The organism is Paraburkholderia xenovorans, assembly GCF_046030735.1.
GTDB lineage: Bacteria > Pseudomonadota > Gammaproteobacteria > Burkholderiales > Burkholderiaceae > Paraburkholderia > Paraburkholderia xenovorans_A.
Genome location: NZ_JAQQBV010000012.1, coordinates 60,571 through 85,108, shown reverse-complemented (window position 1 = coordinate 85,108; position 24,538 = coordinate 60,571). Strand labels below are relative to the sequence as shown.

The following is a 24,538-nucleotide window of genomic DNA, read 5'->3' as shown; positions in this document are numbered from 1 at the left end:
CGCGAGCGGCATGAATGCCGCGCCTGCTTTCTCGCGTGCGCTTACTTGACGTTCGCGCCGACCGCTTCGTCCCAGTGCTTGGTGATGGTGTCCTTATAGGCGTCCTGCTGGGACAGCGTCGGGAACACCACATTCTTGTACGCCGACGGCGGCGGCAGCTTGTCGAGCAGCGCCTGCGGGACCTTCTTCCCGGCGACCAGTTCGTTGTAGCGCATCGGATGGCAATAGCCGGTCAGCCAGCCGATCTGGCCTTCGTCCGAGTACAGGTATTCCATCCACAGCTTCGCGGCATTCGGGTGCGGCGCGTAAGCGCTGATCGCCTGCACGTAGACGCCGGCGACCACGCCCGTCTTCGGAATCACCACCTGCACCTTCGGATTGCCCTTCAGCGTGTCGCGGTCGGCCAGTGCGTTGTAGTCCCAGCGCACGACGATCGGCGTAGTGCCTTGCGCGAGCGACGCAGCCTTGCCGATCACCGGCACGAAGTTGCCGTTCTTGTTCAGGGTCGCGAAATACTGGAGACCGGCCTTGTCGGCCTTGCTCGCGTCGCCCTTGCTTTGCGACAGGCCCGCCGCGAACACCGCCTGGATCGCCTGGTTCGCCGAGCGCGGGTCGCCGGCCAGCGACACCGCGTTCTTGTAATCGGGCTTGAGCAGATCGCTCCAGTCGGCGGGTGCCTTGTCGATCATATCGGCGTTCACTTCGAACGACAGCACGCCGTAGTAGTCGCCGTACCAGTAGCCGTCGGCGTCTTTCGAATCTTTAGGAATCGAGTTCCACGACGCGACCTTGTACGGTTGCAGCAAACCTTCGGCCTTCGCGCTCGGACCGAACGACAAACCGACATCGATCACGTCCGGCGCCTGCGGGCCCTTGTTGCCCTTGTTCGCCTTGATCGCTTCGATTTCGTCGCCCGAACCCGCATCCGGATTCAGTTCGTTGATCTTGATGCCGTACTTCTTCTGAAAGCCGGCCACCAGTTGACCGTAGTTGCACCAGTCGTGCGGCAACGCGATCACAGTGAGCTGACCTTCCTGTTTGGCAGCGGCGATCAGCGCGTCGAGCGGCGCGGCCGACGCGCTGTTCACGCAGACTGCGGCGGCGCCGGCCACGGCCGACAGCGTAAATATGCGGGCTAAAGCGGTGCGGTTCATGGTGTTCCCCATCCTCTGCCGAAATTGCTACGTTTGGAAAATTTCTAATTCGTATGCTTCGAACGTGTGCTCACCGATGTTTCCCGCGCCCGCCTGCCATTGCGCTCACTCCGCGCGCTCAGCCCGGATTTGGCGCGCCAGAAAACATGTCGTGCGTGAGCGTGTCGATGCGATCCGTGCAGATCATGTCGACGCCCCACTGCGCGAGCACGCGCGCCTGCGCCGGATCGTTCACCGTGTAGACCAGCACTCGCAAGCCGGCCGCGCGAATCTCGGCGACCAGCGCTTCGCTCAGATAGCGGTGACTTGCATGCAAGGACACGCAGTCCAGTTCGCGCACGATACGCAACCAGTCCGCCGGCACTTCCTCGAACAGCATCCCGCGCGGCAACGAAGGCGCCGCGTCGCGCGCGGCCGCCAGCGCTTCGAACGAGAACGACGACAACAGCGGCGGCGTTTGCCCTTGCCAAAGATCCAGAGCGCCGCCGGCCACCAGACGCCCGGTGATCTCATCACGCCCCGGACACGGTTTGATTTCGATGTTGGCTGCGATGCCGTCGCGCGCGCAACGCTCAGCGGCTTCGGCGAGCGTCGGCAAGCGCGTGCCGACGAAGTCCGGCCCGAACCACGCGCCGGCGTCGAGCGAGCTCAATTGCTGCCACGTGTGCTCGGCCGCTGCGCCGTGACCGTTGGTGGTGCGCTCGAGCGTGTCGTCGTGAAGCAGAAAGAGCTGATTGTCGGCGGATAGCTTGGCGTCGAATTCGACCATGCGATAGCCGTAGCGCACACACGCGTCGAAGCCGGCCAGCGTGTTCTCCGGCGCCAGCTTGCCGCCGCAACGATGCGCAACCAGTTGCGCATACGGCCAGTCTGCGGATGAAGCGCGATCGATCCCATTTCCTACGTTTGCCACGTCCCGTTACCTTTCAGATAGAGCAGATAGAAGATGCTCTCGACACGTACCCGATCGCCACCGTTGCGATACCGCCCGATGCCTTTCGTACAACCGCCGCGCGCGAGCCCCGCGCGTAGTATCGCGCTATTGGCCAGCCACGCCCAGAATCTATTATGGCCACGCCACCGTGCGGCCCAACTGCCAAAAAGCGCCGAGGAATGTTCGAAATCAGACATTTCAATTCCTTTTCGAACATTTGATGTTCGAAACAGGCGCCGCGCTTCGATTTGCGAAGGCTAAATTCAAATACACAAAGTTGCAAGCTGCCAAAAAAATACAACACAATCGGGCTAAAGTAGTACGCTTGACATGCTGCGGACACACATTCGTGTCCACGATGTTGCACACAGAACAAGCCGCGTGAATGCGTGTTTGCATCCAGGGAAAATTGCATGTGGCAGGAAGACCGTCATCAGAGAATTCGCGCGTTGCTGTCTACGCTGCAGCGCGTGTCGACCGAACGGATCATGGCGGACCTCGGGGTATCGCGCGAAACGGTGCGGCGCGATCTGCTGGACCTCGAAGCGCTGGGGGAATTGCGGCGCGTGCATGGCGGCGCGATCAAGCCCGCCGACGAAGCGCCGATCGCCGAGCGCGCGCACATGCGCGTCAAATCGAAAACGTCGATTGCCAAGGCGGCCACCGGTCTGATCGCGAGCGGCCAGACGCTGTTTATCGACGCGGGCACCACCACTGCAGCGCTCGCTGAAGAACTCGCGAAACTGGCGAACCTGACGATCGTCACCAACTCGATCGACGTCGCGATGAAACTGCGCGGCGCGGTCGAACAATCGGAAGCGGCCAACGAGGTGATTCTGCTCGGCGGTTCGATCAGCGACCGCGCAATGGCGACCACCGGCGCGACCACCGTGCTCGACATCCAGCGCTTTCGCGCGGACATTGCGCTGTTGTCGCCGGTCGGCATCGACCACCGGCATGGCGCGACCAACTACGATCACGCGGAAACCGAAGTGGCGCGCGCGATGGTGGCCAACGCGGACCGTGTCGTGATCCTCGCCGACTACAGCAAGATCGGTCAACGCAGCCGGATTTCGTACTGCCCGGTCGACAGGATCGATGTGCTCGTCACCAACAAAAAGGCGGCCGAAGCCGCCGATTTCAACGCGCTGAAAAAGAAGCTGGAAGAGATCGTGCTGGCATAGCGCCGGCTTTTTACTCTTTCACGTACATCGTGTCGAGCGCTCGCTTGCGCAGACGCGTGTCGTGCAGCGCGCCGGCCGCGTCGAGCACCGGATAGGCCGTCGAGCAGAACAGCGAGTTCAACCGCTTCATGTCGCTGATCAGGTCCAGATGCAATGCGCTGGTCTCGATGCTGCGCAGTGTCTGACCGGCAAGCCGGTCGAGATGCGCATAGGAATAGGCACGCTCCAGATCGCGGAAGCGCTCTTTCTCGGCAAGCAGACGCTCGGCGCAACGCAGGTCGTTGTTGAGGAATACCGAGAGCCCGAGTTGCAGATTGCTGACGAGCCGCGTCTGCAGATCTTCGAGTTCGCCGAGTCCTTCCTCCGAAAACGCCAGGCGGTGCGCGATCTTCTTTTCCTCGATATCGCGGACGATCCGCTCGATGATGTCGCCCGCGTGCTCCAGGTTGATCGTCAGCGAAATGATGTCGGTCCAGCGGCGGCTATCGGCCTCGTCGAGTTGCTCCCGCGAGATCAGCGTCAGGTAGCTTTTGACCGCCGCGTAGAGTTCGTCCACGTCGTCGTCCATGCGGACCGTTTCGCGCGCCTTGTCGAGATTGTTGTCGTGAATCAGCTCGGTCACGTTATCGAGCATCGTGCGTACGATATCGCCGATGCGCAATACTTCACGGGCGGCATGCGCGAGCGCAAGCGTCGGCGTGGACAGCGCGGCGGGATCCAGATGCAGCGGCCGCAGTTCGCCGTTCGGCAGCGCCCGGTTCGGCAGCACGCGCGTGCAGATGCGCGCGACAGGATCGATCAGCGACAGACACGCGCAGCAACGCAGCGTGTTGTAGATCAGGTGAAAACCCACCGTCGCCTCGCGCGGATTCGCAATCAACACCGGCAGGCCACGCGCCAGCAGCGGCGCGAACGGCAGAATCAGCAGCGCGCCGGCCAGCTTGAACGCGAAGCTGCCCAACGCGAGGCGCCGCGCCGCCGGGTTCTGGGCGACGGCGCCGAGCAACGCGAGCAGACCGCTGCCGAGATTCGCGCCGATCACGAGACACAACGCCACCTTCAATGAAATGACGCCCGACGACGCGAGCGTGGCGGTCAGCAGCACAGCCGCGAGACTCGAATAGGACAGTATCGCGAAGGCGGCGCCGACCAGCGCGTCGAGCATCGTGTCGCCGGTCAGCGCGCCGAACATCACGCGCACGCCGGCGCCCTGCATCATCGGCTGAACCGCCTCCACGATCAGATGCAACGCCAGCAGAATCAGCCCGAGGCCGGTCAGCGTGCGGCCCGCCTGGCCCACCCGCGTTTGCTTGCGCGACAGGAAGAGCGGCACGCCGACGAGGATCAGGATCGGCGACAGCCAGGAAAGATCGAGCGTCAGCACGCGCGCCATCAAGGCGGTGCCGACGTCGGCGCCGAGCATGATCGCGAGGCCGCTGGTGAGCGGCAACAAACCCTGCGCGGCAAACGACGTGACGATGACCGCGGTGGCGTTGCTGCTCTGCACGAGGCTCGTCACGCCCACGCCCGCCGCGAAAGCGCGCCAGCGGCTGCTGGTGCTGCGCCCGAGCACGCCGCGCAGATCGGCGCCGAGCACCCGCAGAATGCCGGTGCGCACGATGTGCGAGCCCCATACGAGGAGCGCGACACCCGCTAAAAGGTTAAGAAGGATCAACATAACGCACTACTCATCAGTTCCTGCTGCCGTAACCCGAACCGCGTGCCGCACGAACGGTCACCGGACTTTTTATGACAGTAGTGTTGCACATTTTTGCCATATTGTAATTTTGTGCTTTTAAATATACGCTCGCGCAAGCTGCGAATGACGGTGTACCGACCGTGGGTCGTCGCGTGTTCGCTCGCCCACTTAACTCACGAGGACTCTGGATGAGCCGCAATCTTGCGCTGTTCGACCTGGATCACACGCTGCTGCCGCTGGATAGCGATCAGGCATGGGCCCATTTCATTGCGGGACTGGGAATAGAAGACGCGGCGCGGCACGCCGAGGAAACCGACGCTTACTACCGGCTATACGCGGCCGGCGAACTCGACATGGCCGGTTATCTGAAGCACACGCTGGCGTTGCTCGCGCGCCATTCGCGCGAACAGCTCGACACGTGGCACGTGCAATTCATGCGCGACGTGATCACGCCGGCGATCCTGCCGGCCGCGCTCGAACTCGTGCAACGTCATCGGGACGCGGGCGACTTGTGCTGCATCGTCACCGCGACCAATGTGTTCATCACGCAACCGATCGGCAAGGCGCTCGGCTTCGACCATCTGCTGGGGATCGAACTCGACACCGAGGGCGGCGACCCGCTCGCGCGCTACACGGGCACGGCGCTCGGCGTGCCGACTTTCCGCGAGGGCAAGATCACGCGCACCGAGAGCTGGCTCGCTTCGCTCGGCCATCGCCTGCAGGATTTTCCGCAAAGCTACTTCTACAGCGATTCGATCAACGACGTACCGTTGATGGAGCGCGTCACGCATCCGGTCGCGACCAACCCCGATCCGCGACTGCTCGCGCTCGCCACGGAACGCGGCTGGCCGGTGATCGAGTTGTTCTAGACGCGCCCCTTCCACGGCACGAGTCGCCGCTCCAGCGCGCGCATGCCGAGATCGAAGAGCCATGCGATCAGGCCGATCAGCACGATGCCCATCACCACAACGTCGGTGCGCAGAAAGCTCGACGCATTGAGCACCATCTGACCGAGACCCGCCGTGGCGGCCACCATCTCGGCTGCGACCAGCGTCGTCCAGCCGAAGCCGATCGCGATCCGCAAGCCGGTCAGGATCTCCGGCAGCGCCGCCGGCAACACGACATGACGCACGACCTGCGAAAAGCGGCCGCCGAGCGAATACGCGGCGTGAATCTGTTCGATGGTCGCACTGCGCGCCCCGGCACGCGCGGCCATCGCGATCGGCGCAAAACAGGCGAGATAGATCACGACGATCTTCGCGGTTTCGTCGATGCCGAACCAGATCACCACCAGCGGCAAATACGCGAGCGGCGGCAGCGGCCGGTAAAACTCGAGCGGCGGATCGAGCAAGCCGCGCGCGATCCGGCTCACGCCCATCAGAATGCCGACCGGCACCGCGGTGACGGCCGCCAGCGCGAAAGCGCCGAATACCCGCAGCGCGCTCCAGGCAAGATGCTCCGAAAGCGGCAAGCCGCCTTGAATGCGCCCGTGCCACGCGTCGAGAAACGCGGCCCAGACGGCTTCCGGCGTCGGCAAAAATAACGGCGGCAGCCAGTGCAAATGGGTGGCGAGCCACCATAGCGCGGCGAGCGTCGTCACCGACACTGCGCTCAACGCGGCCGTCGGCCCTTCTCCCGGCATACGCCAGCCGCGCACCGGCCGCGCGCGGGTGCGCGGCGGCTTGGCGGCTTGCGTCAGCGGCACCGGGTTCAACGATTCATGCGACGCGGTCATCCCACCACCTCCACTTCGTCGCGTTGATGCAGACGGCGCACGAGACGCTCGCGCCATTCGATGAAATCCGCTGCCGACTTCACGGCGCGCGCATCGCGTGTTTCGAGAAAACGTCGCGCGAACGGCAGGTCGTAGCTATCGGCGATACGTCCCGGGCCCGGCGTCATGACGACCAGACGGGTTGCCAGAAACAGCGCTTCTTCCACGCTATGCGTGATAAAAAATACCGTCTTGCCCGTGCGGCCCCACACGTCGAGCACCAGTTCCTGCATCGACTCGCGCGTCATCGCATCGAGTGCGCCCATCGGCTCGTCCATCAGCAGCACTTGCGGATCGCTCGCCAACGCGCGCGCGATGCCGACACGCTGCTGCATCCCACCCGACAACGCATAGACCTGCGAACGCGCGTGTTTTTCCAGCCCGACCAGCGCCAGCATCTGCAACGCTATCTGCTCACGCCGCGCCTTCGGCACGTGCTGAAAGCGCAGCCCGAGCGCGACGTTCTCGAGCACGTCGAGCCACGGCATCAGTGCGTACTTCTGGAACACAACGCCACGGTCCGCGCCCGGTCCGCGCACAGGCTCGCCGTTCAGGCGCACGTCGCCTTCGGTCGGCTGAATGAAACCCGCGATGCAGTTCAGCAACGTGGTCTTGCCGCAACCCGACGCGCCGAGCGCGACGACAAACTCGCCCGGCTCGATGCTCAGATCGACGTCGGCCAGCGCGACATGCGGCGCCGCGCCGCGTGCGCCTTCGTAGGCGACCTGCAAGCGCCGGATTTCAAGACCGCTCATCGCCGGACCTCACGCTGCTGCTGACCCATGAACGCCACGCTCAATGCGCCGCGCGCTGAACGAACTGCGGATCGACGCCGACCGAGTAATCGGCCAGCACGTTCTGAATCGTGCCCTGCGTTTTCAGAAACGCGGCCGTCGCGGCCAGCGATTTCGCCGCGCCCGATTGCGCGCCGCCGCCGAGCCATGCCGTCGACGCCTGCTGCGCCGGCGTCGGAAACGCATACAGCGCGAGGCTTGCCGGCACGTCCTGCGCGGTTGCGCCCGACTCCTTCGCCACCGCCGCGACCTGCGGCGAGGTTGCCGTCCATGCGGATGTGTGGTCGCGATAGCTTGCGTCGGTCGCCGCGAGCACCTTCACGAAGCGTGCGACAAAATCGGCGTTCTGACTGGCGAACTTGCGGTCGACCACGAAGCCGTCAAACGTTGCCTTACCTGTTTGCTGCGCCACCTGGCCCGACGTGATCAACACCTTGCCGTTCTTCTTGACCTGCGCCAGCACCGGGTCCCAGATGTAGGTCGCGTCGATGTCGCCGCGCGCCCATGCCGCGGCGACTTCAGGCGGGCGCAGATTGACGATCTTCACGTCCGACGGATTCACACCGGCGTTCTGCAGCGCGACCAGCGTGTGAAAGTGCGACGTCGACACGAACGGCACGCCGATCTTCTTGCCCTTCAGGCCCGCGATGCTGGTCACATTCGAGCCGTCGCGCACGACCAGCGCTTCGGCGTCGTTGATGTTGTCGAGAATCCAGAACAACGAGATATCCACGCCTTGCGACAGCCCGGCTGCGATCGGGCTCGACCCCGCTTCGCCGAGTTGCACGGAACCGGAAGCCAGCGCGCGAACCACGTCGGCGCCGCTGCCGAGCTTGCGATACGTGACCTTGTAGCCAGTTGCCTTCTCGACTTCACCGGTAGCCTGCGCATAACGCCACGGCACGACCATGTCCTGGTACGCGATCACGACTTCCTTGGTGTCGGCGTGCGCGACCGAAGCAAACGGCGCCGAAAGCGCGAGCAGCGCTGCAAACGAGGCCAGCGGGCGGAGGAAACGGTTCATCGGAAAGCCCCTCTAGTGGGTGTGATATGGGAGGCTTTCGACTATAGGGAGTTTGCCCGCGGGCGGTTCTAATTAATCCACGATAGCTAATCACGCTGTTTGAACATTGCTTTTCACGTTCGGCTGGATAGATATCTCTGCTGTGGTGGGCGATAGGTCGGTTCGAACGGATGATGACGCGCCAGAGCACCTTAGCGCAAGCTGGCCGTTCGGCTAATTGTCGTGTTCATGCGGCGGCGGCATGATCGACGGATTGCCTTCACTTCGCATTCCTATGGTCGATTTTCTGAGCCGCTCGAGCTGGTTGCTGTTCAATATCGGTGTGCCTGTTTTTGCGCCGGTTGCGTTGCTTCCGTTGCTGCACTTTTCGCGCTACTACCGGCATGTAGCACAAGGCATTGCGCGGAGGTCTATTCAGGATGGACAGCTTTTCTGGGTTGTTATTTCGATGTGCGCCAGTGCGTGTTATGAGATTGGCGGCCTCATAACTGATGCCTCTACGCGCAGCAACCTGCCGCTCTTGCTGGCCGCACTTCTCTGGTATGTACTCGTTATCGTCGCGGCGTCGATACTGGTATGCATCGGATCAGCGGATGCAGCGGATCGGTTAGCGCGCAATGCTAGCGGGGAAGAGCCCAATAGATGGCTGATGTGGCTGTCCATACTTGTCACCGCTGTCGTCGCGGCTTCGTTCTTCGCGTCTCATTATTCGTTTACCTAACTAAATTTAAGCTCGCTGGATTATAATTTTTTGCCTGACGTCACAAGGAAACCTCATGCCTAATCTCATCGATCGCATCATCGGCGACCGCTCATTTCGCCATCGCATTATTCTTTTTTTCTATCCGTTCACGATCATCGGCGGCATCATATCTATCACGTGCAGCCTGCTCGCACGTCACTATCGCTAAACCAAGCCACGACGGCACTCCCCTCTCCCGCGCCCCAAAACAACAAAGCCCGCAACACGTGCGGGCTTTGCAGAATCAAACCACCAGCAAACCAAACGTTCAGACCACGCCAGCTCCATGCGCCTGCACATCGGCGTGGTAGCTCGAACGGACCATCGCGCCCACCGCAGCATGCGTGAAGCCCATTTTGTACGCTTCTTCTTCGTACATCTTGAACGTATCGGGATGCACATACGAGCGCACCGGCAGATGGTGTTCCGACGGTTGCAGATACTGGCCGATCGTCAGCATGTCCACGTCGTGATCACGCAGATCGCGCATGACTTGTAGGATTTCTTCTTCGGTTTCGCCGAGGCCGACCATCAGCCCGGATTTCGTCGCGACATGCGGATGCAGCGCCTTGAAGTCCTTCAGCAGCTTCAGCGAATGCGCGTAGTCGGAACCCGGACGCGCTTCCTTGTACAGACGCGGCACCGTTTCGAGATTGTGATTCATCACATCGGGCGGAGCGGCGTTCAGAATGCCGATCGCGCGATCCAGACGGCCGCGGAAGTCCGGCGTCAGAATTTCGATGCGCGTGTCCGGCGACAACTCGCGCGTCTGACGGATACATTCCACGAAGTGCGCCGCGCCACCGTCGCGCAGATCGTCACGATCGACGCTGGTGATCACCACGTACTTCAGCTTCAGCGCGGCGATGGTACGCGCCAGATTGCCCGGCTCGTCGACGTCGAGCGGATCGGGGCGGCCATGGCCCACGTCGCAGAAAGGGCAACGGCGCGTGCACTTGTCGCCCATGATCATGAAGGTCGCGGTGCCCTTGCCGAAGCATTCGCCGATGTTCGGGCAGCTCGCTTCTTCGCACACGGTGTGCAGGTTGTGCTCGCGCAGAATCTGCTTGATCTCGTAGAAACGCGAATTGCCGGTGGCCGCCTTCACGCGAATCCAGTCCGGCTTCTTCAGTTTTTCGATCGGGATGATCTTGATCGGAATGCGCGCGGTTTTGGCTTGCGCCTTCTGCTTCGCGGTGGCGTCATACGCGGCGGCGGATGCCGGCACGGCGTCGGTGGTGGGGGAGCCTGCGAGGTTCGCGGTAACGTCAGTCATTCTTCGGTCCAGTCAGGCGGTGAGAGCACCGGCCTGCGGTTGGGCGACGGCCGCGGGACTGCCGTCGAGGTTTGCGGTGAGGCATGTTGCGAGGGTACGGGCCACGTCGTCCCAGCCGGCGGTGACGCCCAGCGTCGCCATATCGACTGTTTCGAGCCCAGCGTAGCCGCATGGATTGATGGCCAGAAACGGCCGCAAGTCCATGCTCACGTTGAGGCTCACGCCGTGATAGCTGCAGCCGTTGCGGATTTTCAGCCCCAACGCGGCGATCTTGGCGCCGGCATGCAGCCCGGCTTCCGGCACTGGCGCCACATAGATGCCTGGGGCGCCCGCCTTGCGTTCTCCGGCGAGATTATACGCCGCGAGGGTGTCGATCACGGCCTGTTCGATCCGCGTGACCATCTCGCGCACCATCAGCTTGCGGCGGCGCAGGTCCAGCAGCAGGTAGGCCACCACCTGGCCGGGCCCGTGGTAGGTGATCTGACCGCCCCGGTCGACTTTCACCAGTGGAATGCCGCTGTCGGCGGCCAGCAGATGCGCCGGGTCACCGGCCTGCCCGAGCGTGAAGACAGGGGGATGTTCGACGAGCCAGATTTCGTCGGGCGTGTCGGCGGTGCGTGCGTCGGTGAACGCGCGCATCGCGTCGAAACTGGCTTCGTACGGTTCGCTGCCGCGCCAGCGCAGCGTAACTGACGAAATAGGCGACACCGCGGGTGGCACAGCGGCCGGCGCCGTGCGAGGCAAGGGAGACGGAGAAACCGTAGTGGCGGACATGGTCCCGATAGTTTACCGAAATCCGGGGAAAACCGCCGGATGCCCCTACCGGCCAGATCCGCGCTAGCGCTCAGCACTCCGTCAAACAGTACGCCAGCCTCCACGCAGCCGCATCGTCAGCCGTTCGCCGACCCGCGCGAACCAGTTCAGCGCGCGTTGATCGCAGCGCGTCGGCACCGAGAACGTAATTTTCGCCTGCGCGCCGCCTTCCGCGCTCAGCCAAAGCCGCTCGCCGCGCCGCAAATGCAGCGTGTGGCCGGGTTGCAGCCAGTAATCTTCAACGTCGTCGCTGCGCGTCACCCAGATCGCGCCACCGTGCACGACCAACTTCGTGCTGCGTGCTACCTTCATGGGAATGGTTTCGCCGCTACGGATTTCAAACGCGATACTAGAGGAAATTTCTCGCATGATGCCCTCGCCAAAAATCGTTTCATGGCTACAATCGTAGGCGCAGCAAGGGTTTACGCAAAACGATCTATTTTCACCTCTATGTGAGAAATGTTGCGATGGACCTCCGTCAATTACCCGCGTTGAACGCGATCAAGGCCTTCGAGGCCGCGGCCCGTCACGAGAGTTTTTCGCGCGCGGCCGATGAGCTTTTCGTCACGCACGGCGCCGTCAGCCACCAGATCCGCGCGCTCGAGGCGGAGTTGGGCGTGGCGCTGTTCGCGCGCGACGGCAAACGCGTGCGGCTCACCGATACCGGCCGCCGCTACGCCGCCCACGTGCGCGCCGCGCTGATGGCGCTCGCCGACGCCACGCGCGAAATCCGCGCCGGCGACCGCGAGCGGCGTCTGGTGGTGTCGATGTTGTCGTCGTTCGCGGCGCGCTGGGTGACGCCGCGCATCGGCAGTTTCATCGAGGAACATCCGCAGTGGGACCTCGAACTGCTGTCCACCAATGCACTCACCGACTTCGTGCGCGACGACGTGGACGTGGCGATCCGCTTCGGCTTCGGCAAATATCCAGGGTTGCACTCGGAATTGCTGCTCGAGGAGATTTTCTTCCCCGCCTGCTCGCCGAATTTCAACGGCGGCAAGTTGCCGCAAACGCCGGCCGACCTCGCCAAGGTGCCGCTCCTGCGCTCCGACGACGAACTCTGGCGCCCGTGGTTCGACGCCGCCGGCCTCACCGACTGGCCGGAGCCCAAGCGCGGCGTGCTTTATCAGGATTCGTCGAATCTGCTGCAGGCGGCCATCGACGGCCAGGGCGTCGCGCTCACGCGCCGCTCGCTCGCGATGCACGAGATCGCAGCGGGGCGCCTCGTGCGCCTGTTCGATGTGGATGGGCCGAGCCCGTGGCAGTACTACTTCATCTGTTTGCCGCACATGCTCGAAGCCGCGCGGGTGAAAGCGTTTCGCGACTGGGTGTTCGACGAAGTGGGACGGTTCAAGCAGCTGTTCGATCAGGCCTGCGAGACTGGACCGGGCACAGCGCCCGGTCCGGCGGCGGACGCATTGCACGTCGCACCGTAATACGTTGCATGGAGCGTGCGCTTTACAGCACCACCTTCACCATCGGATGACCGGTGAGCGCACGATAGATATCGTCGAGTTGCGCACGGCTCGTGGCCCGCACCGTGACGGTCAAACCAGTGTAATTGCCGCCGCTGGACGGCCGTGTCTCGATCCGCTCGGGATCGACTTCGCTATCGAATTGGCGGACCACCGTGACGATCGTCTCGGCAAACTCGGGATGCGATTTGCCCATCACCTTGATTGGGAAATCGCACGGAAATTCAAGCAGTGATTCGTTCTCGGGACTCATTCTCTAATCCTTGTTGCGCCTCGTGCGCTTCTTTTGTCTTCGCGCGCTGATAGGCCGCGTACAGCGCCGCGAACACCGCGCCCGGTTTGCCCGTGCCAACCGGCCGGCCGTCGAGCTGCGTGACCGGCAGCACTTCTTTGGTGGCCGAGCTGACCACGATCTCGTCGGCGTCGCGCAGTTCCGCCTCGGCGATCTCGCGCGCTTCGAAACAGATGCCGCATTCGCTCGCGAGCTCTTCGATCAAGCCGTAGCGAATCCCTTCGAGGATCTTGTTGCTGCGCGGCGGCGCATACAACGCGCCGTCTTTCACCATCCACACATTCGACGACGAACCTTCGGTCAACACACCGTCGCGGAACTGGATCGTTTCGAACGCGCCGTTTTCCGCCGCGTACTGCGCCATCAGCACATTGCCGAGCAGCGATACCGATTTGATGTCGCAATTGAGCCAGCGACGGTCTTCGGCCGTGACACAGCGCACGCCTTGCGCGCGTTGTGCTTCGCCCGGCAGATGCAGCGGGCTCACCATCACGAATACGGTCGGCTTTATGCCGGCCGGAAATGCGTGTCCGCGTTTCGCCACGCCGCGCGTCACCTGAATGTAGGCAATTGCGTCCTGATTCGTGGACAAGCCGGCGTCCGCTTCATTGGCCGCGACCACGCGATCGATCAGCTCGCGCCAGCCCGCGTCGTCGAACGGATTGGCGATGCCGATCTTGTCCAACGAACGCGCGAGGCGAGCCAGATGCTGCCTGAAGCGGAACGCGGTACGTCCGCCGCCCGCATGCGGATACAGCGGCGCGACTTCGTAAATGCCGTCGCCGAAGATGAAGCCGCGATCCAGCACAGGAACGCGAGCCTCGGACAAGGGCACCAGCTCGCCATTCAAAAAGACGATCGGGTCGGGCGAAACATCGGAAACAGCGGTCATCGCAATCGGGCTCTCATGTCGGGCTTTAAAGCCGGGCTCTTGAATCGGGCCTCTTGAATCAGGCTCTTACTTCTTCTTGTTGAACATCAGCATCAGCGAGTCCCACACGCGGCCCACCACGCCCGCTTGCGGCACCGCCTGCAATGCGACCACCGGGAACTGCGCGAGCACCTTGCCGTCGGCAACCAGTTTCGCCGTGCCGACCTGCTGACCGTTCGCGATCGGCGCGATCAGCGGATCGATCTGCTCGATCTGCGGCTTCACCTTGTCGCCCATGCCCTTCGGCACGGTGATGTACTGATCGTTCTTCACGCCGATCTGCACGCTGTCCTGCGCGCCCTTGTACACGCGCGGCGTGCCGACCACCTGATTCGCCTTGTACAGACGCACCGTGTCATACGCGGTGTAGCCGTAGTTCAGCATCTTCAGGCTGTCCTGCACGCGGTCGTGTTCCTTGGTCTCGCCCATCATCACCGAAACGAGGCGGCGCGACGCGTCCTGCGTGCCCGGCAGTGAACGCTTCGCGCTCGCGATCAGGCAGTAGCCGGCCGCTTGCGTGTGGCCGGTCTTCAGACCGTCGACCGTCGGGTCGATCCACAGCAGACGATTGCGGTTCGGCTGCTTGATCTTGTTGTACGTGAATTCCTTGACCGAGAAGATGTTGTAGTAATCGGGATAATCGCGAATCAGGCGCGCCGACAGGATCGCGAGGTCGCCGGCCGTCGTGTAGTGCTGCGGGTCGGGCATGCCGTTCACGTCGGCGAAATGGGTGTTCTTCATGCCGAGGCGCGCCGCTTCGGCGTTCATCATGTTGACGAACTGAGCCTCGCTGCCGCCGACCAGTTCGGCCAGCGCGATCGCCGCGTCGTTACCCGACTGGATGATCATGCCGTACACCAGATCGTGCACGGTGACCGGCTTGTTCGCCTCGATGAACATACGCGATTCGTCGGTTTTCACGCGACGCACCGCTTCACTCGGCATCACCGTCTGGTCCATCGTGATCTTCTTCGTCTGCAGTGCTTCGAAGACGAGGTACGCGGTCATCAGCTTGGTGAGCGAGGCCGGCTCGACGCGCTCATCCGCATTGCCCGACGCGAGCACCTGATTGCTGGTTGCGTCGACGAGCACCCACGAACGCGCGTTCACCGCGGGCGGCGGCACTTGCGCGAACGCCGTGCTGGCCACGAGCGTGGCGGGCAGCACGACGCCGAGCGCGACGGCGCGATTGAGCGAAGCGGGAACGAAGGAAGCGACTGAAGGGAATGACGTGCGGCCGGAAGTGGAGAAACGCATAGGGTCGGTTCGTGCAGAAAAATACAGCGCGCGCAACGCGCATTGTTTGGAGGAGCCGGTCGGCGAGCGGCCGGCCGTAAAAACGGCGCGGCGCCCATTGGACTTCCGGCTACGCGATCGGTTCGCGCAGCACGCCTCGCATCCGGCACCGCTGCGCGCGAGAAACAGGCTACGCGTCGCGCGAACTGCCGGGTGGGCGGTGCTGCGCCCAAAAAAGAGCGCTCATTATACGCGCGCTATCCTGGTAACTTCGCGCAATGGCCGGTGATTAATCATCGTTTGCGCGTACCTGTACCCCGAAAACGTGCAACGCGCGCGTTTTCAGCGCCATGCGTCGACGATGATCCGCTTCAGGATATGCAGCTTGCGATGCAGAAAGTGTTCCGCGCCCGGAATCACGACCACCGGCAATTCCTGCGGCCGCGCCCAGTCGAACACGGATTGAATGGGGACGGTGTCGTCGGTTTCGCCGTGAATCAGCAGCGTGTTTTCCGGCACCGGCGCCACGTCCCAGCGGCTTGTCGCGGTACCGACGAACACCATGCGCTCGATCTCCTGCCCTTCCTCGCGAAGTTTGGCCGCCACGTGCGACAGCACGACGGTGCCGAACGAAAAGCCCGCGAGGACGAGGGGCAGATCGCCGTGCCCGGTTTGCGCGCGCATGTGATCGAGCACCGCGCGCAGATCGTCGCGCTCGCCGATGCCCGCGTCGTGCTCACCCTGCGTTTCGCCGACGCCGCGAAAATTCGAGCGATACGTCACGTAGTTCAACTGCACGAGCGTGCGCGCGAGGGTTTGCGCGACCTTGTTGTCCATCGTGCCGCCGAACAGCGGATGCGGATGCGCGACGAGCGCGATGCCGCGCGGCGCGGCGCCGTTCTCGCGCACGTCGTCGGGCAGATCCAGCGCAACCTCGATCTTGCCGACCGGGCCGTCGATCAGATATTTCTTCGTATTTGAATTCATCGCGTGACTTATTGATCGATTTTCAGACGCTCGACGATCTTGCCGTTCGCGAGATGCGAGTCGACGATTTCATCGATGTCGTTCTCGTCGACATACGTGTACCAGACGCCTTCCGGATACACCACGAGCGCCGGGCCCAGTTCGCAGCGATCCAGACAGCCGGCCTTGTTGATGCGCACCTGGCCGGGACCGGCAAGGCCGAGTTTCTTCACGCGCTTTTTCGCGTGCTCCTGCATCTCCTGCGCGTTGCAATTCGCGCAACTGGGACGCTCGGCGCCGGCCTCGCGCTGATTGAGGCAGAAGAAGACGTGGTACTTGTAGAAGGAGTCCATGATGTCCGGGGAGCGAGGCTGTATGAGTGGGGAACGGCGCGCGAACTGCCCCAGCGCGCCTTTGTTGTGCGGACGATTATAGCGAGCGGCACTGACGCTCGCCGGGCCGCCGGCCCGAAAGCCAGGAAGGCCGGCAAGACCTGGACGGGCTCGCGCCGACCCGCGGACTCACGCCCGCGAACACCGGCGCACTCACACGCGCCCGGCGCGCCCCTTGAGCCACGTCTGCTCGACGACATAAGCCAGCCACACCAGCGCCGCATACGGCCAGATCCACGCGATCCAGTGCGCCAGCCCGTTGAAATGCAGATACCGGCCTTGCCGCCAGTCGGCGAGCACCGCATCGAAATACGGATTCACCGGCAGCAGATTGACGAACACCAGCGACACGCCGAGCGCAACGGCGGCAAGCGCCGCGCGCGGCCGGCGCCGCACGCGCAACGCCAGCAGCGCGGCGGCCGTCCCGCACACGAGACCGGTGAGCGCACCGGGCGTCGCCCAGTAGAAAGCGAGGCCCGCTTGCGATTGCAGGAACGTCGCGCCCACCTTCACGCACAACGTCGCGACGATGAACGCGAACAGCAGACGCACGCACGGCGCATGACGGCGAATCGACAACGACGCCAGCGCGAGCGCGGCGAACAGATTCAGCGTGGTGATGACGGCTTCCCAGACGTCATCGGGAAACCAGCCGGCGGCCAGCGACGGCCACGCGGCGACATGCCAGCCCGCCGGCGTCCACGCGAGCAACGCGTCCTGAGTGGTCGAATCGAAACGCAGCCAGAGCTCGCGCGGCCAGTTGCCGAGCCCGAACAGACGCGGCGCGGGATACATCGTCGCGAACGGCCACAACGCGACGAGGCATGCGAGCGCCGCCCGATCGCGTTCGAACCACAGCAGGCGCAAGCGCCGCAACAGGCCGCGATCGAGCAGCGCGCCGGTGGCGGGCGAGATCATCGCTGCGCCGAGCAGCGCGCCGAGCGCATTGGCGGCGAGATCGAGATTGGACGCGACGCGCGTCGGCAGATAAGTCTGGACCGCCTCCATCACGCCCGACAGCAGGCCGCCCAGTACGAACGCCACCGCGACGGCCAGCGTGCCGCGCCAGCGCGGATAGACCGCGAGCACCACCAGCGCGCCGAACGGCATGTAGCCGAGCACGTTGGTGACGACGTCGAACGCCGTCAGGTACTGCGGCATCGGATCGAACAGATAAGCGAACGGCGCGAGGCCGAGCGAGCGCCAGCCGGAAAACGGATACCACGAACCGTAGACGATCAGCGCGGCATACAGCAGCGCCGCCTGGCGGGCGAGCGCCGAAGGCCGGCGCGCCCATGGTTTCACACTCATGCAGCGCCCCGTTGCGTGCGCTGCGCGCCGGTCATTGCGCGGCGACCAGCGCCTGCACGCCGAGCCATGCGCTGAGTTGCGCGACGAGATCGTCGCTGGCGGCGGCGAGCGCCTGCGCGCCGCCGGCCGCGTCCGCCGAACTGGCCGGAGCGCGGGCAATGAAGGTGCGCTGACCGATCACCTTGCCGTTCTGCGTCAGCGTGGCGCGCGCGGTGATCGCGCCGTGGCTCTCCGAGCGGCTGTCGAAGACCTGTTCGAACTCGTTCAACTCGACCTTCAGCACCGGCGCGCGCACGCCGTCGGCGCCCGTCAGCACGATGCCGCGCGAACTGAGCGCATTGCGCAGACGCTGCGTGAGCAATTGCGACGGCGCCATGGTCCAGTGGCTATTCGCATACGACGCCATCTGCTGTGCATCGGCGTAATTGAGCCGGTAGATCAGCTTGTCGGACTCGAGCGTGTCCGGCGCGGTCACGTCGAGGATCTTGACCGGCGGCATCGAACCCGCCGACGCGGCCGGCCCCGGCGGACCGAGGTCGTAGCGGATGTCCGAGAGCGCCGCGGGCGTGCCCGCGCAACCCGCCGCCAGTGCGCCGAACGCGAGCAGCACCGCCAGCGTGGCGCTCGAGGACAACAATCGGTGAATCGAACTTGGCATGAGTTTCTTTCCTCTACAAAACCTGCAAGACCTGCAAAAAAACCGCGAATCTGCGAATCGAATCTGCCAATCATTTCCCGGCGGCCGCCGCGGCGCGCGCGGCGGGCCACGTGAAGCCGGCCTCGCCCGGACCCGGCGCCGACGGCGCTGCGCCGAACAGCACGCTGCGCGGATTGGAGCTGAACTGGTCGGCCGCGCGATCCACCGAACGCGCCGCCGAACGCACGTCGTCGGCGAGCGAATTGACACGCGGCAGCGTGTCGTAACCCACCCGCGCCGACAACTCCTGGATCGAGCTATCCATCGACACCAGCGCGTCGCCCGCCTGCTGCGCCGCCGTGCCGACCTTGTTCAGATTGGTCTCGAACGGGCCGTCCGGACGATTCAGACCGGTGATCAACTGATTCGTCGACGCCAGTGTCTTGTCGAGCTGGTTGATCGTCGCGGGCAGCTTGCCGGCGGCCGGCGCCATCTGCTGCGTCAGCGTGGCGACGCCGTCCGCCGCTTTCTGGATGCTCGCCGCCGTGCCCTGCAATTGCCCGACCATTTGCGGCGACAACAGATTGTCGACGTCGTCGGTGACCTTTTCGAGTTTGCGCAGCAGCACGTCGCCGCGTTGCTGCAACTGATCGAGCAAGCCCGGACGCATCGGCAACTGCGCGACATTCGTGGCCGACGACGGCAGCGGCGACGTGTCGCGCCCATTGTCATCCAGCTGGATGAAGGCTATCCCGGTCACGCCCTGAAAACCGAGGCTGCCGAAAGTGGAATGCGTAATCGGCGCGTGCGTGTCGACGAGAATGCGGATCAGAATCTGCCCGGGATGCTCCCGGTCGAATTTGATCGACTGCACCTTGCCGACGTCGAGCCCGCGATAGCGGACCGCCGCGTCGGTAAAAAGCCCCGTGACGTTGGTGCGCGCAATCAGATCGTACGGCACGCGCACCGAGCGGTCGACATTGAACAAAAATGCCGCGAGCGCGATCGCCACCAGCAGCGCCACCGTGAATAGGCCAGCCCAGAAGGCATGTGATTTGTTTTCCATTCTCAGGTTCCCTGGTTCACAGCGGCAATTCGGACGATGCCGATTCGAGCGCGGCGCGCGGCAACTTCGCACGGCGTTCCGGCGGCAGCGCCTGCAACGCGCGACGCCCGCGCAGGCCGAGAAAATATTCGCGGATGAAAGGATGATCGACGCCCGCCGCCTCCTCGACCGGTGCGGCGACCAGCACGCGGCGCTCGGCGAGCACGGCCACGCGGGTGGACAGCGCGATCATCGTGTCGAGATCGTGCGTGACCATCACCACGGTCAGGCCGAGCGCGCGATGCAGCGCGGAAATCAGTTCGACGAATTCGTCGGACGCCTGCGGATCGAGGCCGGCGGTCGGTTCGTCGAGAAACAGCAGTTCGGGTTCGAGCGCGATCGCGCGCGCGATGCCGACGCGCTTGACCATGCCGCCCGACAGCGCCGACGGCATTTTCGACGCGTGCTTGCACGGCAGCCCGACCATCTCGAGCTTGAGCATCACGATGTCGCGCAGCAGGTCTTCGGGCACCTTGCCGAGTTCGCGCACCGGCTGTGCGATGTTGTCGAACACCGACAGCGACGAGAACAGCGCGCCGCGCTGAAACAGCATGCCGGAGCGGCTGCGCATCAGCAATGCGGTTTCCGGCGAGATCGTCGCGAGGTCTTCGCCGAACAGTTTGATGGTGCCGGACGACGGGCTCTCGAGTCCGAGCATGTGCCGCACCAGCGTGGTCTTGCCCGACCCCGATCCGCCGACGATCGACATGATTTCGCCGCGCCGCACCTCCAGATTCAGATGCTGAAGCACGATGTTGCGACCGTAGCGTTTGGTCACGTCGATCACTTCGATCACCGGCTCGGCGATCTCCGGCATCGGCTGACCGCGTACGGCCTGGGTGAGCGTCGCGATCATCCGAGCCCCACGTTCTGAAAGAGGATCGCGAACACCGCGTCCGCGAGAATCACGATGGTGATCGAGGTCACCACCGAGGTCGTCGTGCCTTCGCCGAGACTTTGCGAATTGGCCTTGATACGGAAACCGAAATGACAGCCGACGATCGCGATCAGCATGCCGAACGCGACGCCCTTGCCGAGGCCGATCCACAGATTCGCGACCGGCACCACACTGGGCAACGCGCGCGCAAAGTAGCTCATGTCGATGCCGAGCACCACCTTGGCGGCGAGCGCGCCGCCCGTCAGCGCGACGATGTTGGTCCACATGACGAGCAGCGGCATCGCCACGCCGAGCGCGACCACGCGCGGCAGGATCAGGCGCAGTCCATGCGGGATGCCCATCACGCGCATTGCGTCGAGTTCTTCGGTGACGCGCATCACGCCGATCTGCGCGGTGATCGCCGAGCCCGAGCGCCCCGCGACCAGAATCGCCGACAGCACCGGCCCAAGCTCGCGAATCACCGAGAGTCCGAGAATATTGACGATGTACTGGTTCGCGCCGAACAGCCGCAGTTGTTGCGCGGACAGATAGCTGAGCACGATGCCGATCAGGAACGCGACCAGCGCGGTGATCGGCAACGCCTTGGCGCCGGCGTTGTAGACGTTCGCGGAGATTTCGGTCCACGGTGCGATTTTCGGCTTGCGCACGATCGCGAGCAGATCGAGCACCACGCGACCGAGCATGCCGACGCCGCCGTACAGATGCTCGAAGAACGAAAAGATCGCGAGGCCGAGGCGCGTGAACGGATCGAATCTCACCACCGGTTCGGCTTTCTCGCGCACCGTGTCGAGCAAGGCGATGCGCTCGAAGATATCGCGCTGCGTGTCGGTGAGCGTGGTGTCCGCGGGCATCTTGTGGCCCCACACGCGCCACAGCGCCTGGCCGCCGACGTGATCCATCCGGTTGATGCGCGATAGATCCCACTGTGCGATGCCCGGCGCGCCGATCAGCGCGCGCAACTGCGGAATCACATGTCCTGTGGCGCGGTCGCGCGCGAGCGCAAGCGCCGTCCACTGGCCCGAGAGCCGGACGATCTTGCCTTGGCTGCCTGCCGCGACTTCGAGGCCGGGCGGAGTGTCGTAGTTCAAGGATCGCTGGAAGCTGGTTATCGGATTAGCGGCCATTGTAACGAACGCGCGGCGGATAGGCCCTGCATGCGGCCTCGACGGGGTCGCCGGGTTCGCTGTATCGCTACAATATGAGACATGAATGCTTCCAAGACCCCATCTCAGCCCGCTGCGGCGGCCGACTGGCGCATCGATCGCGAGCGCGCCGTCGCCCTGTTCGGCCCACATGCGCATGACTGGCCGATCGAAATCGTCGAAGAAACCGGTTCGACCAACGCCGACCTGATGACCCGCGTCAAAGCGCTGCCGCGCCAGGCCGGCGCGCTGCCGCGGCCGATCGTGCGGGTCGCGTATCTGCAAACCGCCGGGCGCGGCCGGCGCGGCCGTCCGTGGTATGCGGAGCCTGGCAATGCGCTGCTGTTTTCGGTCGCGTGCGTGCTGCCGCGGCCGCTCGAAGGACTCGCGGGTCTGAGTCTCGCGGTCGGCGTCGCACTGGTCGACGGATTGCGCTCGCTGCCGGTCGCCGGTCCCGGCCAGATCGCGCTGAAGTGGCCGAACGACGTGCTGCTCGAAGGCGACAAGCTGGCCGGCATCCTGATCGAAACCGCGTGGAGCACCGACGACGCGAGCGCCGTCGTGATCGGCATCGGCACCAATGTGAAGGGCGCGGACGAACTCGCGACCCGGCTCGGCGCACTGAACGCCGATACGCCGCCGCAAGCGCGCGGCTCGGTACCGACCGCGCTGCAACGCGCGCTGCCCAATGCCAATCTCACCGACACGCTGGCCGCCGAACTGAACGCGCTCGAACCCGCATTGCAGCGCTTCGGCGCGGAAGGCTTCGCGCCGTTCCAGGCTCGCTGGAACGCGGTGCACGCGTACGCGGGCCGCGAAGTCGTGCTGCTGGAACAGGGCAACGAACTGGCGCGCGGCGTCGCACGAGGCGTCGACGAACGCGGCCAGTTGCTGCTCGACACAGCCGCAGGACGGCTGAGCGTTGCGACCGGCGACGTGTCGCTGCGTCTCGCCGACGGTGCCGCATGACGAGCAGTGCGCCGTATCTGCTGATCGACGCGGGCAATAGCCGCATCAAGTGGGCGCTGGTGCAGGCGGATGGTACACAAAGCGTAGCGGGCGTGCTCGCTCACGACGGCTCGGACGAGCCCGGCTGGGCCGATTTGCCCACGCCTCGCAGCGTGTGGATCTCGAACGTGGCCGGCCAGACGGTCGCTGCGCGCATTGCCGCACTGCTGGACGCGCACTGGCCGCACCTGCCGCGCACGACGATCCGCGCCAGCGCGCGGCAATGCGGCGTCACCAATAGCTATACGACGCCGGATACGCTCGGCAGCGATCGCTGGGCGGGCCTGATCGGCGCGCATGCCGCCTTTCCGGGCGAGCATCTGCTGATCGCGACGTTCGGCACCGCGACCACGCTGGAGGCATTGCGCGCGGATGGCTGCTTTGTCGGCGGATTGATCGCGCCGGGTTGGACCTTGATGATGCGCTCGCTCGGCGAGCACACCGCCCAACTGCCGACGCTCGACGCCGGCGCGGCGCGCGGCTTGCTGGACACCGGCGGCGCTCACGAAGGCGCGCGCCGCGGCCCGTTCTTCGCGACCGACACGCCTCGTTCGCTGTCCGCGGGTTGCACGCTGGCGCAAGCCGGTTTGATCGAGCGGATGTGGCACGACCTGCAGCACGAATGGCAGGTGCCGGTGCGTCTGGTGGTGAGCGGCGGTGCCGTGGATGAAGTGACAAGCGCGCTGAAAGTGCCGCATACTCGCCACGATTCACTGGTGCTTTCCGGGCTGGCGCTGATCGCGAGCGGAGACACCACGGGGCACGGCACCTGAACGCGGCAGCCTTAAACAGGCTGCGTCAGACCGCGGGGATCGCCAGGAGCGGTTGAACTTGTGGATGGAGAAAACTAACGATGCTGCGCTGGCTGATCGCCATATTGTTTCTTGCCAATCTGCTGGCATTCGTCGCGGTGCGCGGCGTGTTCGGCCCGACGCCAACTGCCGGCGGCCGTGAGCCGAATCATCTGAATCGCCAGGTTCACGCGGACTGGCTGCGGGTTCAGCCCCTTAGTCCGGCTGAAGCTGCGGATCAGCCGGTGGTCGGTGGCCCGGCGCCGGCGGCAGCGGTCGCGGCATCGGCGCTGCCGCAGTAAGCACGCCGCCGGAAGAAACCGGCTTAGCTTTGCGCCCTCACCTTCTTCAGCAGCTTCGTCGTCGAACGATCATGTTCGAACGGAATCGCTAACGCGCGGCCACCCCAGCCGCGCACGATCGTCGATTCCGGCAACGCGTCCATATCGTAGTCGCCGCCCTTGACGAGCACATCCGGCCGCAACGCCGAGATCAATTCGACCGGCGTCTGCTCACCGAAACACACCACGTAGTCGACGCTCTCGAGCGCCGCGAGCAAGGCCATCCGGTCGGCCTCGTTGTTGATCGGCCGATCGTCGCCTTTGCCGAGCATCCGCACCGACGCATCGCTATTCACGCCGACGATCAGACACGCGCCCAACGCCCTCGCGTCGGCTAGATAAGTCACATGCCCGCGATGCAGGATGTCGAACACGCCATTGGTGAAAACGACCGGCGCGGGCATCGAAGCACGCAGGTCGACCAGCGCGTCACGCGTAAAGATCTTGCGTTCAAAAGTAGCAGCCATGACGGAATCAGAAGAGAAAAGTTGAACCACGATACACGCAGACTCGCACTGGTACGTCAGAACGGCCTGAAGCAAAACGGCCCGGCAAGCTCACGCCTGCCGGGCCGTTCTTCGAAGCGGACGATACAGCGCACCGACTAAAGCTCGCACGC

28 protein-coding genes are annotated in these 24,538 nt (G+C 64.2%); 8 read left to right on the top strand and 20 right to left on the bottom strand.

Going from position 1 to position 24,538, the window contains the following annotated elements:
* Positions 1-41: 41 nt before the first annotated feature.
* Together PQQ51_RS13950 and ugpQ are read right to left on the bottom strand one after the other, a co-directional pair.
* Positions 42-1,154 carry an ABC transporter substrate-binding protein gene (locus PQQ51_RS13950; RefSeq protein WP_408497374.1) on the bottom strand — a complete coding sequence of 371 codons (1,113 nt, stop codon included), beginning with the start codon at positions 1,152-1,154 and terminating at the stop codon, positions 42-44.
* Between the two features lie 118 nt (positions 1,155-1,272).
* Positions 1,273-2,067 carry a glycerophosphodiester phosphodiesterase gene (gene ugpQ, locus PQQ51_RS13945; RefSeq protein WP_408497373.1) on the bottom strand — a complete coding sequence of 265 codons (795 nt, stop codon included), beginning with the start codon at positions 2,065-2,067 and terminating at the stop codon, positions 1,273-1,275.
* A 434-nt stretch (positions 2,068-2,501) separates the two neighbouring features.
* Between ugpQ and PQQ51_RS13940 the strand changes: the two genes are divergently transcribed.
* The gene (locus PQQ51_RS13940; protein WP_408497372.1) at positions 2,502-3,272 is read left to right on the top strand and encodes a DeoR/GlpR family DNA-binding transcription regulator; all 771 of its coding nucleotides are present in this window, start codon (positions 2,502-2,504) and stop codon (positions 3,270-3,272) included.
* A 10-nt stretch (positions 3,273-3,282) separates the two neighbouring features.
* Here the strand turns inward: PQQ51_RS13940 and PQQ51_RS13935 are convergent, their stop codons facing one another.
* A complete protein-coding gene (locus tag PQQ51_RS13935; protein WP_408497371.1) occupies positions 3,283-4,950 on the bottom strand; it encodes a Na/Pi cotransporter family protein in 1,668 nt (555 codons plus the stop codon).
* A gap of 209 nt (positions 4,951-5,159) precedes the next feature.
* Here PQQ51_RS13935 and PQQ51_RS13930 point away from each other — a divergent pair, with 209 nt between their 5' ends.
* Positions 5,160-5,840, top strand: coding sequence for a histidinol-phosphatase (locus PQQ51_RS13930; RefSeq protein WP_408497370.1), 681 nt, complete (start codon positions 5,160-5,162; stop codon positions 5,838-5,840).
* Here the strand turns inward: PQQ51_RS13930 and PQQ51_RS13925 are convergent.
* Genes PQQ51_RS13925 through tauA form a run of 3 tightly spaced genes read right to left on the bottom strand, consistent with a single transcriptional unit; the run spans position 5,837 to position 8,563 of the window.
* Entirely contained in the window at positions 5,837-6,706 is an 870-nt protein-coding gene (locus PQQ51_RS13925; protein ID WP_408497369.1) for an ABC transporter permease subunit, read from the bottom strand. The genes PQQ51_RS13930 and PQQ51_RS13925 overlap by 4 nt on opposite strands.
* A complete protein-coding gene (locus tag PQQ51_RS13920) occupies positions 6,703-7,500 on the bottom strand; it encodes a taurine ABC transporter ATP-binding protein (RefSeq protein ID WP_408497368.1) in 798 nt (265 codons plus the stop codon). The genes PQQ51_RS13925 and PQQ51_RS13920 overlap by 4 nt, the downstream gene beginning before the upstream one ends.
* Before the next feature lie 40 nt (positions 7,501-7,540).
* A complete protein-coding gene (gene tauA / locus PQQ51_RS13915; protein WP_408497367.1) occupies positions 7,541-8,563 on the bottom strand; it encodes a taurine ABC transporter substrate-binding protein in 1,023 nt (340 codons plus the stop codon).
* Positions 8,564-8,804: 241 nt separating this feature from the next.
* On the opposite strand from tauA, the gene PQQ51_RS13910 reads away from it, so the two are divergent.
* Both PQQ51_RS13910 and PQQ51_RS13905 read left to right on the top strand, forming a co-directional pair.
* Complete coding sequence (locus PQQ51_RS13910; protein ID WP_408497366.1) at positions 8,805-9,284, top strand: hypothetical protein; 480 nt, start codon at positions 8,805-8,807, stop codon at positions 9,282-9,284.
* A 55-nt stretch (positions 9,285-9,339) separates the two neighbouring features.
* Entirely contained in the window at positions 9,340-9,474 is a 135-nt protein-coding gene (locus PQQ51_RS13905) for a hypothetical protein (protein ID WP_408497365.1), read from the top strand.
* 99 nt (positions 9,475-9,573) lie between these two features.
* Here PQQ51_RS13905 and lipA read toward each other — a convergent pair whose 3' ends face one another.
* The 3 genes from lipA to PQQ51_RS13890 form a co-directional block, all read right to left on the bottom strand.
* Positions 9,574-10,581 carry a lipoyl synthase gene (gene lipA, locus PQQ51_RS13900; protein ID WP_408497364.1) on the bottom strand — a complete coding sequence of 336 codons (1,008 nt, stop codon included), beginning with the start codon at positions 10,579-10,581 and terminating at the stop codon, positions 9,574-9,576.
* A 12-nt stretch (positions 10,582-10,593) separates the two neighbouring features.
* Complete coding sequence (gene lipB, locus PQQ51_RS13895) at positions 10,594-11,355, bottom strand: lipoyl(octanoyl) transferase LipB (RefSeq protein ID WP_408497363.1); 762 nt, start codon at positions 11,353-11,355, stop codon at positions 10,594-10,596.
* Positions 11,356-11,436: 81 nt separating this feature from the next.
* A complete protein-coding gene (locus PQQ51_RS13890; protein WP_408497362.1) occupies positions 11,437-11,763 on the bottom strand; it encodes a DUF2917 domain-containing protein in 327 nt (108 codons plus the stop codon).
* Positions 11,764-11,861: 98 nt separating this feature from the next.
* Between PQQ51_RS13890 and gcvA the strand changes: the two genes are divergently transcribed.
* Positions 11,862-12,830 carry a transcriptional regulator GcvA gene (gcvA, locus tag PQQ51_RS13885; RefSeq protein WP_408497361.1) on the top strand — a complete coding sequence of 323 codons (969 nt, stop codon included), beginning with the start codon at positions 11,862-11,864 and terminating at the stop codon, positions 12,828-12,830.
* Between the two features lie 22 nt (positions 12,831-12,852).
* Here gcvA and PQQ51_RS13880 read toward each other — a convergent pair whose 3' ends face one another.
* The 10 genes from PQQ51_RS13880 to PQQ51_RS13835 all read right to left on the bottom strand — a co-directional run bounded on the left by PQQ51_RS13880 (position 12,853) and on the right by PQQ51_RS13835 (position 21,725).
* Complete coding sequence (locus tag PQQ51_RS13880) at positions 12,853-13,122, bottom strand: DUF493 family protein (RefSeq protein WP_408497360.1); 270 nt, start codon at positions 13,120-13,122, stop codon at positions 12,853-12,855.
* The gene (locus tag PQQ51_RS13875) at positions 13,094-14,053 is read right to left on the bottom strand and encodes a D-amino acid aminotransferase (RefSeq protein ID WP_408497359.1); all 960 of its coding nucleotides are present in this window, start codon (positions 14,051-14,053) and stop codon (positions 13,094-13,096) included. Before PQQ51_RS13875 ends, PQQ51_RS13880 begins: the two co-directional genes overlap by 29 nt.
* 66 nt (positions 14,054-14,119) lie before the next feature.
* Entirely contained in the window at positions 14,120-15,349 is a 1,230-nt protein-coding gene (locus PQQ51_RS13870) for a D-alanyl-D-alanine carboxypeptidase family protein (RefSeq protein ID WP_408497358.1), read from the bottom strand.
* A 321-nt stretch (positions 15,350-15,670) separates the two neighbouring features.
* Positions 15,671-16,315: an alpha/beta hydrolase gene (locus PQQ51_RS13865; protein ID WP_408497357.1), complete on the bottom strand. Its 645-nt coding sequence runs from the start codon at positions 16,313-16,315 to the stop codon at positions 15,671-15,673.
* Positions 16,316-16,323: 8 nt separating this feature from the next.
* The gene (locus tag PQQ51_RS13860; protein WP_408497356.1) at positions 16,324-16,647 is read right to left on the bottom strand and encodes a (2Fe-2S) ferredoxin domain-containing protein; all 324 of its coding nucleotides are present in this window, start codon (positions 16,645-16,647) and stop codon (positions 16,324-16,326) included.
* Between the two features lie 192 nt (positions 16,648-16,839).
* The gene (locus PQQ51_RS13855) at positions 16,840-17,997 is read right to left on the bottom strand and encodes a VanZ family protein (protein ID WP_408497355.1); all 1,158 of its coding nucleotides are present in this window, start codon (positions 17,995-17,997) and stop codon (positions 16,840-16,842) included.
* Positions 17,998-18,028: 31 nt separating this feature from the next.
* Positions 18,029-18,655, bottom strand: coding sequence for an ABC-type transport auxiliary lipoprotein family protein (locus tag PQQ51_RS13850; protein WP_408497354.1), 627 nt, complete (start codon positions 18,653-18,655; stop codon positions 18,029-18,031).
* Between the two features lie 70 nt (positions 18,656-18,725).
* Positions 18,726-19,700, bottom strand: coding sequence for an MlaD family protein (locus tag PQQ51_RS13845; RefSeq protein WP_408497353.1), 975 nt, complete (start codon positions 19,698-19,700; stop codon positions 18,726-18,728).
* Positions 19,701-19,716: 16 nt separating this feature from the next.
* Positions 19,717-20,595: an ABC transporter ATP-binding protein gene (locus PQQ51_RS13840; RefSeq protein WP_408497352.1), complete on the bottom strand. Its 879-nt coding sequence runs from the start codon at positions 20,593-20,595 to the stop codon at positions 19,717-19,719.
* Positions 20,592-21,725, bottom strand: coding sequence for an MlaE family ABC transporter permease (locus tag PQQ51_RS13835; protein ID WP_408497351.1), 1,134 nt, complete (start codon positions 21,723-21,725; stop codon positions 20,592-20,594). Before PQQ51_RS13835 ends, PQQ51_RS13840 begins: the two co-directional genes overlap by 4 nt.
* 117 nt (positions 21,726-21,842) lie before the next feature.
* Here PQQ51_RS13835 and PQQ51_RS13830 point away from each other — a divergent pair, with 117 nt between their 5' ends.
* The 3 genes from PQQ51_RS13830 (at position 21,843) to PQQ51_RS13820 (ending at position 23,880) form a co-directional block, all read left to right on the top strand.
* Positions 21,843-22,748 carry a biotin--[acetyl-CoA-carboxylase] ligase gene (locus PQQ51_RS13830; RefSeq protein ID WP_408497350.1) on the top strand — a complete coding sequence of 302 codons (906 nt, stop codon included), beginning with the start codon at positions 21,843-21,845 and terminating at the stop codon, positions 22,746-22,748.
* Positions 22,745-23,560, top strand: coding sequence for a type III pantothenate kinase (locus PQQ51_RS13825; RefSeq protein ID WP_408497349.1), 816 nt, complete (start codon positions 22,745-22,747; stop codon positions 23,558-23,560). Before PQQ51_RS13830 ends, PQQ51_RS13825 begins: the two co-directional genes overlap by 4 nt.
* 80 nt (positions 23,561-23,640) lie before the next feature.
* The gene (locus PQQ51_RS13820) at positions 23,641-23,880 is read left to right on the top strand and encodes a hypothetical protein (protein ID WP_408497348.1); all 240 of its coding nucleotides are present in this window, start codon (positions 23,641-23,643) and stop codon (positions 23,878-23,880) included.
* A 23-nt stretch (positions 23,881-23,903) separates the two neighbouring features.
* Here PQQ51_RS13820 and rfaE2 read toward each other — a convergent pair whose 3' ends face one another.
* Entirely contained in the window at positions 23,904-24,386 is a 483-nt protein-coding gene (gene rfaE2, locus PQQ51_RS13815) for a D-glycero-beta-D-manno-heptose 1-phosphate adenylyltransferase (protein WP_408497347.1), read from the bottom strand.
* Positions 24,387-24,538 lie beyond the last annotated feature (152 nt).